The following is a 13,008-nucleotide window of genomic DNA, read 5'->3' as shown; positions in this document are numbered from 1 at the left end:
TAGTGTAATTCCCTTGTTTTTAGTAAGTATCTAAATAAGGTACTGCTTTTTACATCCACCAGATGGTATAATTTGGGGTAAGAGTGAAAAGCTTCGTCTATCCCCCTAGGAGGGGGTAGTAAGCGAATTCGCTTATCTAGCTAGATGAGAGTGATAAACGAGTTCGTAGATTAGCAGTTATACGACAGAATCAAGAACAATAGAAAAGAGAATTATAAAATCCTTTATTTTCTTAATATGATAATAAATTAATATATAAACATTTAGTTCCGTATTAATTTATATAATTATGTAATTATGAATATTCTTTGTGAACTGTATTTGAGGAGCTGATAAGGTGTATCAAGAGAGAGAAAAAAACATCGTTAGATCAGAAGCATTGAGTAACGCTATTAATATATTAACTGTAGATAGAAAACAAAGTACGATAACTACATTAGGTTATTTTGATAGTTTAAGAGACTTTATGTTCTTTGATTCAGATTATAGTAGTGATCGTATTCTTGCTAGAAATTTGGATAAATCCACAGAACAATCTTGGAAGATACACTTTGAATCAGCCCTTGGAAACAAAAGGCCGAGTGAATTAAAAGTTGCATACTTAGCTGGTCCTAATCCAGAGAATGACCTAATGGAACTTTTAAAGCAAGGAATATTACCAGAAAACATTTGGGCATTTGAATCTGATAATGATATTTATAAAGAAGCAGTGGTAAGACTGAAAATTAATTTTCCTCAAGTTAAAATTCATCTCGGAAAGATAAGTTCTTTCTTCTCAAATTCTGCAATAAAATTCGATATAGTATATTTAGATTTCTGTGGAGCATTGGTTTCACCTAGTAAGAAAAATCGTAATATTTCTAATATTGTTTCTTTGATAGATAACCATAGGTTAAGCTCTCCTGGTGTTATAATTACTAATTTTGCATATATTGATGAGTCTAATGATCCCGATACAAAGAAGTTACTGGCTAAAATTGTATCGCTATACCTTTACCCTAAAGCATACGCTGACAATGGAGAATCTGCTGAAGAGCACGGCTTATTATTTCATGAATGGTTTTATAAAGTTAACAATAATTTAGAATACTATTATTCTGAATTTATAAGAAGGTTTATGATGGATATTACTGCCGTGGTGATACCTTTTATAAGAATTTGCAAAAGTCAAGAATACTTTGAAATGTTTTTTAAATTAGATAAAAAGCAAATGGAATTATGCAAAAAAAATTTATTTTTTTATGATGATCAAAAATATTTTGTCGAAGAATTGTCTTTTAAATTGGAAGGTGATTCTGGAGGGTATTTAGAGAGTGATATGTCGTTTTTCTCAATACCGTGGTTTTTGAAAATGGCTCAGTATAAAAATATTGAAGAATTGTATGACTGGTGTGATGATGAAAATGAGAAAGAACGCTTACAAACATTTTACATGAACTTTTATGATGAACAATTTCATAAAGCTTCTCGTAGCCTTATTAATCAAATGAGTTTTAATTCAGGCGAGTTACTTGATAAGTTTAGTATAATGTTGTATCTGATTTTAGGTGGGTCACATGGAACTGAATGTTATTCTGAAAAATTAAAAAATGTTTATAACATAGATTGGCAGAGAGTTGCACCTCAAGCTTGTGATGTCTTTACATTTCAAAGTGTCATCGGCCTTTTAATTGGTCAATTGTCAGTGCCATATCATATTAATGTATTAAAGTCAGTTGGGTGGAGTTATAAGGCAAAAGAAACAGTCATGTATACAGATATGTTTGTATTAGATGAATGTAGATATATATATGACATGTTACCCACAATAGATATGATAAATAATAGAATAGAAAATTTAAGTTCTCAAGTGTGTTATCGATTTGCATTAGATGCTCTTGATAAAAACCATATCAGATATAACACGGAATTATTTTTTGGATGTGCTGTCGTTGGGTGGAATAATGAAGGATTTGAAGATAGGTGGTACAAAGAAAGATGTAAGATAGAACTTTGAATAGCCGATTCTGGAATTTGTATTACAAATTGGTTTTATAACAAGAAAATTATTTTGTTTAATCGAAGAAGGGATTCCGTCGTATAAACCAGCTAATCAAAGTCAACCCTATCATTAATAATATTTTCATAGGAATAAGATAGACATACTTAAACAAACCTACCCACAAGAGTGAGTTTCTCTGGAATTTAATTACTAATTTTAGTATTAACTACAGTTAAATGCCTGACCAGACTTCCACATGCCAAAAACAATGCGTAAAAGCTTGTGAGAAGTAGCGACAATGGCGACTTTTGCCGGTTTGCCTTCTGTCCGTTTTTGCTGATAGAATTGGAAGAGAATCGAATTTCTTGGTCCATGAATTTGCTTGGAAATGGCGGCAACAGTAGCCTGATAAAGAGCAGTTCGTAGGTAAGAAGAGCCCCGTTTAGATATTCGATTCTTCTTGGATTTGAAGGTTCCCGATTCGTGAACAGCTGAGTCAAGCCCTGCAAAAGCTGTAAGTTGTTTAACGGTTGGGAACCTTTTTATATCTCCAATTTCAGCGATGAGCATGGCAGCTGTTAACGGACCCACTCCTGGAATCGTTCGGAGTAGGTGATAGGTTTCTATAGACTCAGCCATCGACTGCATGGTTACCAAGAGATCTTTCATACAGTCCTGATAGGTCTTAAGCAGTTGAATATAGTGCATAAGAACAATCTTCTGGGCTTGAATGGCATGGAGATCAGGAAGACTGTTGTTAGCAATGGCAAGTAGTTGCTCTAGTTTAGATTCGTTCCAAGCCCGACCTTTTCGATTGGAAATAAGTACCATCATGATCTCCTCTTGATCTGCCTCTAAGAGTTCCTTGGGAGTCGGATAACGAGATAATAGTTCAAGAGAAGTACGGTTACAGACTTTGTGAAAGGCTTTGTCATACCCTGGAAAGATAAGATCAAGAACGGCACGAAAATGAAGCTGTGTCTCGCCATAGAGGCCTGTCCAATGCTGGTATTGCCGACAAATAACACGAAGCTGTTGAACAGAATCGCTTAGCTCAACTTGAGGTTCAGGAGATTGGAGGTAGAAGACATGAGCAATACGAATAGCATCGATAGGGTCGGTCTTGATCTTCCGAACCGCCTTTTGATTCAGCTGATGAGTAAGTAATGGATTGAGAACAATGACAGAATATCCATGCGAAGAAAAGAAAGATACGAGAGGTTTGGAATAATTCCCGGTAGCTTCTAAAACAACATTGGGTTCGTAGCCTGTAGCTTCCTTCATCTGCAGCAAGATCGATAGGAGATGATTGAGATCGTCGTGAGTATGAGAGAATGGAAAAGGTTTGTACATACAGTCATGGTAAGAAAGAAAAGCAGCAGCAACACTCTTACCCTTAGCGACATCGATACTTAGAACAGGTATATTCATATAACCTCCTTAGTTTCACTGGGGCCAGCACTTTTGCCCTCCACAGGTTGGCACGGTGATACGGGCTCTAAGGCCCAACCAGCTGAATCGGGGTATGAACAAAAGGCGAGGGCTTAGAACACTTTATGTGACGGGATCTATGTCCCAACAATGCATACGTTTTTCAGCCCAGTGTTTCCTCCAGTATAAAGAAAAAGTCCATCCCCGAGCCAGTCGGGTATGAACTGAGAATACCAACACTGCATTCCTACATCGTCGCTGACGCTCCTTGGTCGCCAAGAGGGATATCGGAGAAGCTTATTCAGGCGATACATTCAACCAGCTAAGTCTGACGACCCGGACCTACGGTCCTTAAGCCGATTGAACGTCAGGAATGCCAAACGTTATCAGAAATCGTGTGAATGAAAAATTAATTACAACATCCAAGGAGATAGATTAATATGAAAGTAGCTTATCTAGGACCAGAGGGAACATTCTCAGAAGAAGCAGCTATACAATATTTCAATGAAGATGAAGTGGAATACTTTATGTACGATACAATTCCAGATGTAATTGAAGCAGTCGGAGAATATAGAGTGGATAAAGCAATTGTTCCTTTAGAGAACACAATTGAAGGAACAATTAATATGACAATTGACTCGTTAATCTCCTTTGATAATTTGTTTATCGAAGGAGAATACACATTGCCCGTTTCCTTACATCTTCTTGCGAATAAGAAAACGGATCTCGCTGAAATTAAAGAAGTATGGTCAATCTCTCCGATACTAACTCAATGTAGAAAATACATAAGAAAACGTAGTATTAAGAGCTTACAGTACGATAGTTCCGCAACAGCTGCTACAGCATTAAAAAATAGCGAAAGAACGGATGTGGCTGCAATTGGTTCGAGATCATTGGCAAATATATTGAACCTAAACATAATTGATCGGAATATCCAAGATAATTTTGACAACCAAACACGATTTATTATTATCAGTAACAAATTAATTACTGAAATAGATTTAAAGAAGACTATGTTTGTAATAACACCAGGCCAAGATCAACCAGGGGTATTATCTTCAATATTGAATGTATTTACTGCTCTTGCAATAAATTTATCATGGATTGAATCACGTCCAACTGCAAGGAAATTAGGAGTCTATAGATTTTTTCTGGAAGCAAATAATAACTGTAGTACAATGACGATTGAAAGGGCAGTAACTATATTAGAGACATTAGGGCATGAAGTTCGAATAATAGGGAGATACAATGCAATTGAAAGTAAGTCAATGAAGTCACACGACATCTGATAACAAAGCATCTTCGCTTCGGGGCATTCGCACCTTGGTTGTCGGGAGTGAAATCATGGAAGTAAACTCAGACAACACATGACCCGGCCTAAGATAAGAGCTATCTAAGGCCAGATCACGTCGCAGATGCGCAACGTTATGTGAAATTATCGCAAACATTTATTATAAACCATTTTCAAAGGAGAATATTATGAATGCACAAGAAATTGCAATTCAGGCATGCCAAGAATCTAAAAAATACTTAGTTCCTGGTATATCAGAGAAAAAGTTTTCAAATATTTGTGAAGAAATCATGTATTCTCTAGGAGCAGATGATCTTTGGTACCCAATGTTAGTTAATTTTAATACTAATTCTATTTACTGTACGCGTGGCAATCATTTACCTTCAGATGAAATTATTTTGCGAGATTCTGATATAGTTCTCATTGATTTCAGCCCGATGGTAAAGGGTAAATGGGGTGATTATTCCGAAACAATAGTAATTGGAAAAGATCAAATCTTCAAGAAATTAGCTGAGGACGCAAAGTATATATTTGAACAAACATATAGTTATGCCAAAGAATGTAGGACAGTCGGCGAACTATTTGAATATTGTAATGAATTAATAGAACAAAGTGATTATAGATTACTTGATCCTTATGGAAATATAGGGCACTCAATAGAAGACTATGATAACCAAAATAAGAGAATATTTATTAGCCCCGAAAATTCGAATGTAATGCTAAAGGGAAAGAGATGGGCAATTGAACCCCATATAGGTATTGGAAATTTTGGAGCTAAATTTGAAAACGTAATAAACATTGAAGATTTGTAGGTATATCAACGAAGGCAATAACATCACCTAACAAAGTATTCATGTATTGGACTGACGTCCTCAGTCTGCTAGAGGCATTTCGAGGAAGTCGATTCAGGCAGACAACCCTGCGAGGCTAAGTCTAGCGACCCGGAGCTGAAGCTCCTTAAACCTCTCGGGTTCATGAATACTAAACGTTATCCGAAATGCTCTAATAAATTTTTTTTGAATGTCATTCAGAGGAAGTTGATTATGAAAAAATTGATTATTTGTTTTATAACAATTATATGTTTAACTGCCTATGTGAAGTTAATCAGCTATTTTCATTTTTTGTTTCACGAAAGGCTTATTCCATATTTAAAGAGTTAGACCCAGATAATGTTTTTTTAGTCCTAACAGTACACCATATATGCCAGGCTGTTATCACTTTACTCGTTATTATAGTGATTTCCAAAGCGTTGCATATCAAGTTTGAATATTTCGGTTTTAATTTTAACAGTTTCAGATATTCTCTTAAGTCTGTTTTGATTTTTATTATGATATGGGTAGTAATTCAGGTGGGGGTTAGTAGATTATTAATAATCCATTATGGAGTATCACCGAACTTTTCCTTCCCGATGAACAATAGCAATTTTATAGGTTATTTTTTATTCGAGATCCTAATGTCAGGAACAAGTGAAGAGATTATGTTTAGGTCATTGGTAATTACAGTAATGGCGACTTTATGGAAGAATTTTTTTAGGAACGATAAACAATTATTTGGCCTTGTAATTCTAGCTTCTACAGCAATATTTATGACTGCTCATATTAATTTTGTCATGTTACCATTTCGAATAATTCATTTCAATATATTACAACAACTTACTTGTTTAGTAGCGGGGTTATTCTACGGAGTAATATTTATAAAGACTAGGAGCATTGTCGGTTGCATGATTGCACATAATTTGCTCAATGGTGTCATTGTTACTGTTCAATTAATGTTTATTTTAATGAGTAGGTAAGAAGGAGGTTGAATGTATTTTCGAAGAGGGGAGCACTTCGGATAACAATATATTTCAGCATCGTCGCTGCTGCTCCTTGGTCGCCAAGAAGATTTTCAGCGAAGAGGATTCAGGCCACACATCCAACCGGCTAAGTGGCGAAGCCACCCGGACCTACGGCCCTTAAGCCGTTTGGACGTCAGAAATACGCAACGTTATGAGAAATCCCCGCTATGGTAAATTCATTTAAGAGATTACGTGCTTATAATAAATAACATCAATAGAAATAGGTGACGAAGTGAAGCGAATAAAACAGGGCATATTTTGGATAATTAGTAGTGGATTTTATTTATACTTGTTTTTACTTTATTGGATGTTTATAACAATGTGTAGTGCCGTTTATTTAGGAAGATTAGTTAGTATATTTGGAATAGAAATCACTGATTCGTATTTTTTTACATATTATATAATTGGAACTGTACTTACTATTGTGATCTGTGTAATTAATGTATGGGTATATCGTAAGAAACGTGTAATTTTCTGGGCGTTACTTTTAGTACATATCTATTATTCTTATAAACTCTTTAGTATAGTTACCGACCCTAACTCTATAAGGATTATCGAAATAGCAAATTAAAACTAATAGCTTGAAGAAAAAATATTAAAGTAATGAAGATATATTTTGGGAGATATGGCTTCGAAGGCGGGGACATCGCAACACCATATTCAAGCTTCGGGGCATTCGCCCCTCGGTCCGGTAGAAGTTAGAAGTATATTCGGGGATGGATTTTCAGTAGCGAGGAAGCGGAATCAGCCGGACACATCCAATAGACTAAGTGCGCTGACGCGCACCCGGCAGCTTCGCTGCCTTAAGGCGATAGGACGTCGTGAATACCCGAACGTTATCGGAAATCAGCGAACACCATGAAAGCCCTTAAAATTCCATTGATTATCTAGTGCCTAGAAGATATTCACCTAACGGGCAGGATAATTCAAACTTCAGTACAAAACAAATTAAATAAAATATACTCTTGTTTTAGTTCCCTCGCCGCCCTAATATGGTAATGAATGGACGGTATTCTTAGAGGGTCAATTTCATAGGGGGATATTATGAATAATCTAACAATCGAATTGTGCGAACGTAAAAACAAATTTATCATCAATAACCTGTACCCGCTGTACTTACACGATTTAGCCGAAATTCGGAATGTACTGCCCAATAAATATGGTGTTTTCGAGGATGATGAAAAATATCATACACTTGAACAACAAATACCTGTATTTGATATATGGTGGGAAAAAGAGGGAGTTCTGTTTCCTTATCTAATAAAAGTCGATGGATTACCAGCAGGATTTATCTTGGTTACAACGGCACCATATTTGTTTGATAATTGTGACTTTATGATAAACGAAATATTTATTCTAAGACCTTATAGAGGTAAAGGAATAGGCGAAAACGCTGTAAGAGAAGTCTTCAATTTACATCGAGGAAAATGGATGCTCTTTACTACACCAACGGACAAGAATTTGAACACTATAAGTTTCTGGAGAAAAACATTATCTGGGTACACAAATAATCAATTTACCGAAGAAGATAAAGAACTGAATGATGTCGGATTCTCCAAAGTTTTTAAATTCAATAATTAAGTTGGATACATTGGGGAATAGAGGCTCGAAAAAGATACTGGACAGATAGAAATTATCTACTATTTGCGATATTAGCGAATGTAAGAAATCGATATAATACTCAACAATCTCACTGCCAAAGGGACTGCCTCCGTTGAACTAACGGGACACGATAGTTAAAGATAACTAAAGTTGAGGGATATTTCAAAGAAGACGCTGACATCCGATAACAAAGCATTCCTACATCGTCGCATTCGCTCCTCGGCCGCCAAGGGGATTTTCAGAGAAGTGGTTCAGGCGACACATCCAACCGGCTAAGTGGCAAAGCCACCCGGACCTACGGTCCTTAAGCCGTTTGGACGTCGTTAATGCGCGAACGTTAGGCGAAATTAATGCAACACATGTAATACCTAATAAATATGAATGGAGAATATTCATGATAATGAGAACAGAAACAAATAAGGATTTCGAAAAAGTGTATAAATTGAATTACTTAGCGTTCGGTAATCGAGAAGATGAATCGAAATTGATAGAACGAATTAGATTATCCGAAGAATTTATACCGGAATTGTCTATAGTTGCAGAGATGGAGAATGAAATAGTAGGTCATATTTTATTGAGTAAAGCAACAGTAGAAGATCAAGATAAACAATATACAGTAATTGTCCTAGCTCCAATAGCAGTAAGACCAAATTATCAAAAGCAAGGAGTAGGAAGCAGGCTGATCGAGGAAGGAATAAGACGATGCAGATCTTTAGGATATAGCATCATATTGTTAATTGGACACCCTACTTACTATCCAAGACTTGGATTTCAACCAGCTAGACAGTTTGGATTAGAATTAAAACAATTTGAAGTTCCAGATGAAGTATTTATGGTGTATGAAATAGAGGAAGGAAAACTACGAGAAATACAAGGTGAATTGAAATACCCGAATACATTTTTTGGATAAATTGAAGAAGACATTAACATCACCTAACAATGCATTACCATAGCGGTCGCTATGCTTCCTAGGTCACCAGGAGGAAGTTTCGTAGAAGTCAATTCAGGCGACACATTCAACCAGCTAAGTCTGACGACACGTTCCCTACGGTCACTTAAGCTGCTTGAACGTCTGGAATGCGAAACGTTATAGGAAATCAGCGAATACCATTAATATTCTCTATACGCATTGAGTATCTATTTTAAGGATACATTCAGCTAATGGGCAGTTAATATTAATTTGAGAAAAGGAGTTAATAGAATGAACAATTATGTGATTCGAAACTTTACAACGGAAGACATCTCCAGCATCTATAATGTTCAGCTAGAGTACAATAAAGCCTACCCGGAAACATCAGTAATTCCAGGGGAAGCTTATCTTTCCCCTGAATTTGATAACGGAAACAATGTGTTTTGTGCAATGAACCATCAAGGACTGTTGGGTGGATATGCATCTATTTATCCTGTAATGGCAACAGATAGTAACGATAGTGCAGAAAATGTATTATGGGTGGAAATTAAATTCAATCCATTAACTGCGGACAGTAATGAATTAAGAGCAACGTTATTTCAACATTTAATGAAAAGAGCAAGTGAAATAAAGGGAAATACACTCAATAAAGATACTAAAATTTGCTTTACATTGTTCCCATCAGAGCAAAAAAGTTCAGAATTTTTGCTTGCTAATGGATTTATTGTTAGTGAAGGGATTTATCATATGTCAAGAAAACTTGATCACCCCATAGAGTTATGTCCTTCTCCTGATCAGATCGAAGTTATCGAGTGGAAAATGAAAGAAGATAAAGATATAGAAGAGTATGTTCAAGCATACAATGCAGCTTTTCCTGAGAAGCCATGGAATATAGAGGGGTTAAAACATTTTATGTTATCTGATTTGTGGGCAGTGGGCACAACATTGTCTGCTTTTGATAATGGTCGATTGATGGGTAGCGTTATGCTTCATTGGGATGATGAAAAGAATAAAAATGAAGAGAAAAATAGTGCTTTTACTGAACAAATATTCGTGTTGCCTGAATGGCGTGGAAAGGGATTAGCTACGTATCTAATTAGCAAAGGGTTGGATTATTTAGCAGCCAAGGGGATGAACGAGGCCCATCTTGAACTCCGGGCCAATAATGAACATGCTCTAAATATTTATAAGAAGCTTGGGTATAAAATAACAAAAAGTGAAAAAATAATTGAATTTGTTATTTAACAAATGTTTAGCTTTCTGATAATTGTAATCTCCTCCATAACTGCATTTGATTAGTTTTATATTTCTTCTAAATGCTATAAATTGCTGACGTGAGTTAACCAATTACTTATGAGAACAAAGATGGGTACTGATCAATTTTGCTATTTTATTGGTAGTTGGACTTGTTTTTCGTTAGTAAGATTTAGAAGCTCAATTTCAATAAGAAAGTAAATTCATGATGTTTAGGATATTACTTAGAAGACGCTGACATCCTATAACACTGAATTCCTGTTGCGTCGCGTATGCTCCTCGGTCGCCAGAAGATTTTCAGAGAAGCGAATTCAGCCGACACATTCAATCGGCTAAGTCTGACGACCCGGCAACCTTGTTGCCTTAAGCCGCTTGAACGTCAGGAATGCACAACGTTAGGCGAAACCACCTTTAAACATAGAAAGGAAACTTCAAATGATAATTTCAAAAGAATTAGAAAAATTACTAGATGTTGAAACAGAAATCTCTAAATTCTCAGGTTCAATATTAATAAAGAAGGATGGAAATGATCTTTATAAATCTAGCTACGATTATGCAGATCGAAGAGAGTATATTAAAAACACAAAGGAAACCAGATTCACAGTGGCTTCAGGTTCTAAAATATTTACAGCAGTAGCGATATGCCAACTTGTGGAACGAGGATTTATTACTTTTGACACATTAATTAAAGAGTGCATAGATATTTCATTTCCAATATTCAGTAGTGATATTACAATCCATCATTTACTCACCCACACTTCGGGTATACCTGACTATTTTGATGAAGAATTGATGACGGATTATGAAAAGTTGTGGGAGAATTATCCGATGTATCGGGTGTTTACTTCTAAAGACTTTTTGCCCTTATTTCAAGAAAAAGAAATGAAGTTTCAACCTGGCGAACGATTCTCATACTGTAATGCTGGATTTATTCTGCTTGGCCTAATCGTTGAGCAAATAAGTGGTATGAATTTTATAACATATATCCAAAGAAATATTTTAGATGTGTGTGACATGACAGATTCTGGATACTTCCGAATGGATCAGTTACCTAATCGAACAGCAATAGGATACATTGAGGATCAAAAAAGCAAAGAATGGAGAACGAATATATATTCAGTGCCTATCATCGGTGGAGCGGATGGAGGGGCATATACTACAACTTATGATTTAAATAACTTCTGGTCAGGACTTATGGGTCATAAATTATTAAAGGAGGAAACAACCATAAGAATGTTGTCGCCACAAGTCGAAACAGATGATTGTCAAAATTATGGTTACGGCGTTTGGATGACTATTATTGGTGATGAAATATTTAAGTATTATGTTATGGGTGGTGAACCAGGTGCAATGATGGTCTCTTCAGTATATGTCAAGAGTAGTATTAGAGCACATGTCATGAGTAATAAATCAAATGGAACAGCAGAAATACCAGGTAAAATTGATGAATTAATTTATAATTTTGAATAATCAAAAGGAATGGCATCGCCTAACAAAGTGTTCAAGCATCGTCTCTAGTGCTCCTTGGTCCGGGCAGAAGTATTGAGGAAGTCTCGGAGATGAGATTACATGGGCAAGGAAGAAGAATCAGCCGGACACAACCATTTCCCTAAGATAAGAGCTATCTAAGGAGAATGGTCGTCTTGAACACAAATACGTTATCGGAAATTGCTGAGAGATAGAGGTAACTAAGAAAGCAATTGAATTAACTGATCGAATAATGCATCTTTGTGATTACGCAAGTTGATTATGCTAGATCGTTCGGACATAACTTAGACTTTCAGATGAGACTATAGATAGTCTGAATAAATTCTTAACTATTATTCCAACGATTTATTGAGTCTCAGCTATAAAACACCAACAGAAAATCAAATATGGCCAATGTCACAGATTTGGAGTGCGTATGTAGGTGAAGTAATGAGAAGAGAATTTGAATATCCATGTAATTATGAAGATGGTGAGTATCTTCAAGAAGCCGGAGGAGTGGGGATATTATTCAAGATTGGCATAATAAAGACAGGGGGAGCAATTATGATCGTACTCAAGGAAATAGATAGAAACAATTTTTTTGATGTCATTAAGCTGAGTATAACTGATGAACAAAGAGAGTTTGTAGCGACAAATTTGTTTTCACTCGCACAGGCTAAAGCATTCCCAGAGTGTGTTTGCTTGGCTATTTATCACGCTGATGTTCTAGTGGGATTTACGATGTATTGTATAGATGAAGAAGATCATGAATATTGGATTTATCGGTTAATGATAGATACTAAGTATCAGTCAAAAGGCTATGGGGAAGTTGCTATGAAGAACCTCATCGAAAGGATTAAAGAAGATATACAGCATCGGGTTATATACATAAGCTTTGAACCAGAGAATGTTTGGGCAAAACGTTTATACGAAAAATTAGAATTTGAAGTAGATGGCCGAGTGATAGATGGGGAAGTCGTTTATAAACTGGAGTATTAATGAGACAAAAGAGATAAAAACCCTTCTATAAAGTAAGGAAATACTCAAGATATTAATTTGTATTGTAATTCAAGGATGTCAGCAACATCCGATAACAATGCATTCTTGCTGCGTCGCTGACGCTCCTTGGTCGCCAAGAGGAATTTCAGAGAAGTGGGTTCAGGCGACACATCCAACCGGCTAAGTCTTACGACCCGTTCCCTATGGTCACTTAAGCCGCTTGAACGTCAGGAATA

11 protein-coding genes are annotated in these 13,008 nt (G+C 36.0%); 10 read left to right on the top strand and 1 reads right to left on the bottom strand.

What is annotated here, in order from left to right:
- Positions 1-337 precede the first annotated feature (337 nt).
- Entirely contained in the window at positions 338-1,996 is a 1,659-nt protein-coding gene (locus AC1TO8_RS03280) for a hypothetical protein (protein WP_482054168.1), read from the top strand.
- A 207-nt stretch (positions 1,997-2,203) separates the two neighbouring features.
- Here AC1TO8_RS03280 and AC1TO8_RS03275 read toward each other — a convergent pair whose 3' ends face one another.
- Positions 2,204-3,412: an IS110 family RNA-guided transposase gene (locus AC1TO8_RS03275; protein ID WP_482054167.1), complete on the bottom strand. Its 1,209-nt coding sequence runs from the start codon at positions 3,410-3,412 to the stop codon at positions 2,204-2,206.
- 440 nt (positions 3,413-3,852) lie between these two features.
- Between AC1TO8_RS03275 and pheA the strand changes: the two genes are divergently transcribed.
- The 9 genes from pheA to AC1TO8_RS03230 all read left to right on the top strand — a co-directional run bounded on the left by pheA (position 3,853) and on the right by AC1TO8_RS03230 (position 12,772).
- Positions 3,853-4,701 carry a prephenate dehydratase gene (gene pheA, locus AC1TO8_RS03270; protein ID WP_482054166.1) on the top strand — a complete coding sequence of 283 codons (849 nt, stop codon included), beginning with the start codon at positions 3,853-3,855 and terminating at the stop codon, positions 4,699-4,701.
- A 190-nt stretch (positions 4,702-4,891) separates the two neighbouring features.
- Positions 4,892-5,515, top strand: a complete 624-nt coding sequence (locus tag AC1TO8_RS03265) for a M24 family metallopeptidase (protein ID WP_482054165.1) — start codon at positions 4,892-4,894, stop codon at positions 5,513-5,515.
- 266 nt (positions 5,516-5,781) lie between these two features.
- Positions 5,782-6,495, top strand: coding sequence for a CPBP family intramembrane glutamic endopeptidase (locus tag AC1TO8_RS03260; RefSeq protein WP_482054164.1), 714 nt, complete (start codon positions 5,782-5,784; stop codon positions 6,493-6,495).
- A gap of 670 nt (positions 6,496-7,165) precedes the next feature.
- Entirely contained in the window at positions 7,166-7,402 is a 237-nt protein-coding gene (locus tag AC1TO8_RS03255) for a hypothetical protein (RefSeq protein ID WP_482054163.1), read from the top strand.
- Between the two features lie 182 nt (positions 7,403-7,584).
- The gene (locus AC1TO8_RS03250; RefSeq protein ID WP_482054162.1) at positions 7,585-8,121 is read left to right on the top strand and encodes a GNAT family N-acetyltransferase; all 537 of its coding nucleotides are present in this window, start codon (positions 7,585-7,587) and stop codon (positions 8,119-8,121) included.
- A 421-nt stretch (positions 8,122-8,542) separates the two neighbouring features.
- On the top strand, positions 8,543-9,052 hold the full coding sequence (locus AC1TO8_RS03245) for a GNAT family N-acetyltransferase (RefSeq protein WP_482054161.1): 510 nt from the start codon (positions 8,543-8,545) through the stop codon (positions 9,050-9,052).
- Positions 9,053-9,343: 291 nt separating this feature from the next.
- Entirely contained in the window at positions 9,344-10,297 is a 954-nt protein-coding gene (locus AC1TO8_RS03240) for a GNAT family N-acetyltransferase (RefSeq protein ID WP_482054160.1), read from the top strand.
- 444 nt (positions 10,298-10,741) lie between these two features.
- Positions 10,742-11,776: a serine hydrolase domain-containing protein gene (locus AC1TO8_RS03235; protein ID WP_482054159.1), complete on the top strand. Its 1,035-nt coding sequence runs from the start codon at positions 10,742-10,744 to the stop codon at positions 11,774-11,776.
- 411 nt (positions 11,777-12,187) lie between these two features.
- Positions 12,188-12,772, top strand: coding sequence for a GNAT family N-acetyltransferase (locus AC1TO8_RS03230; RefSeq protein ID WP_482054158.1), 585 nt, complete (start codon positions 12,188-12,190; stop codon positions 12,770-12,772).
- Positions 12,773-13,008: the final 236 nt, after the last annotated feature.

It is taken from the genome of Paenibacillus sp. Y859 (assembly GCF_056786405.1).
The sequence above is the reverse complement of the archived record's forward strand: the minus strand, read 5'-3'. Positions and strand labels throughout refer to the sequence as shown.

Excerpts from the sequence above, each read along its gene's own strand:
- AC1TO8_RS03275 (WP_482054167.1), bottom strand. The coding sequence starts at position 3,412 with ATGAATATACCTGTTCTAAGTATCGATGTCGCTAAGGGTAAGAGTGTT.
- pheA (WP_482054166.1), top strand. The coding sequence starts at position 3,853 with ATGAAAGTAGCTTATCTAGGACCAGAGGGAACATTCTCAGAAGAAGCA.
- AC1TO8_RS03265 (WP_482054165.1), top strand. The coding sequence starts at position 4,892 with ATGAATGCACAAGAAATTGCAATTCAGGCATGCCAAGAATCTAAAAAA.
- AC1TO8_RS03260 (WP_482054164.1), top strand. The coding sequence starts at position 5,782 with ATGTTTAACTGCCTATGTGAAGTTAATCAGCTATTTTCATTTTTTGTT.
- AC1TO8_RS03255 (WP_482054163.1), top strand. The coding sequence starts at position 7,166 with ATGGCTTCGAAGGCGGGGACATCGCAACACCATATTCAAGCTTCGGGG.
- AC1TO8_RS03250 (WP_482054162.1), top strand. The coding sequence starts at position 7,585 with ATGAATAATCTAACAATCGAATTGTGCGAACGTAAAAACAAATTTATC.
- AC1TO8_RS03245 (WP_482054161.1), top strand. The coding sequence starts at position 8,543 with ATGAGAACAGAAACAAATAAGGATTTCGAAAAAGTGTATAAATTGAAT.
- AC1TO8_RS03240 (WP_482054160.1), top strand. The coding sequence starts at position 9,344 with ATGAACAATTATGTGATTCGAAACTTTACAACGGAAGACATCTCCAGC.
- AC1TO8_RS03235 (WP_482054159.1), top strand. The coding sequence starts at position 10,742 with ATGATAATTTCAAAAGAATTAGAAAAATTACTAGATGTTGAAACAGAA.
- AC1TO8_RS03230 (WP_482054158.1), top strand. The coding sequence starts at position 12,188 with ATGTCACAGATTTGGAGTGCGTATGTAGGTGAAGTAATGAGAAGAGAA.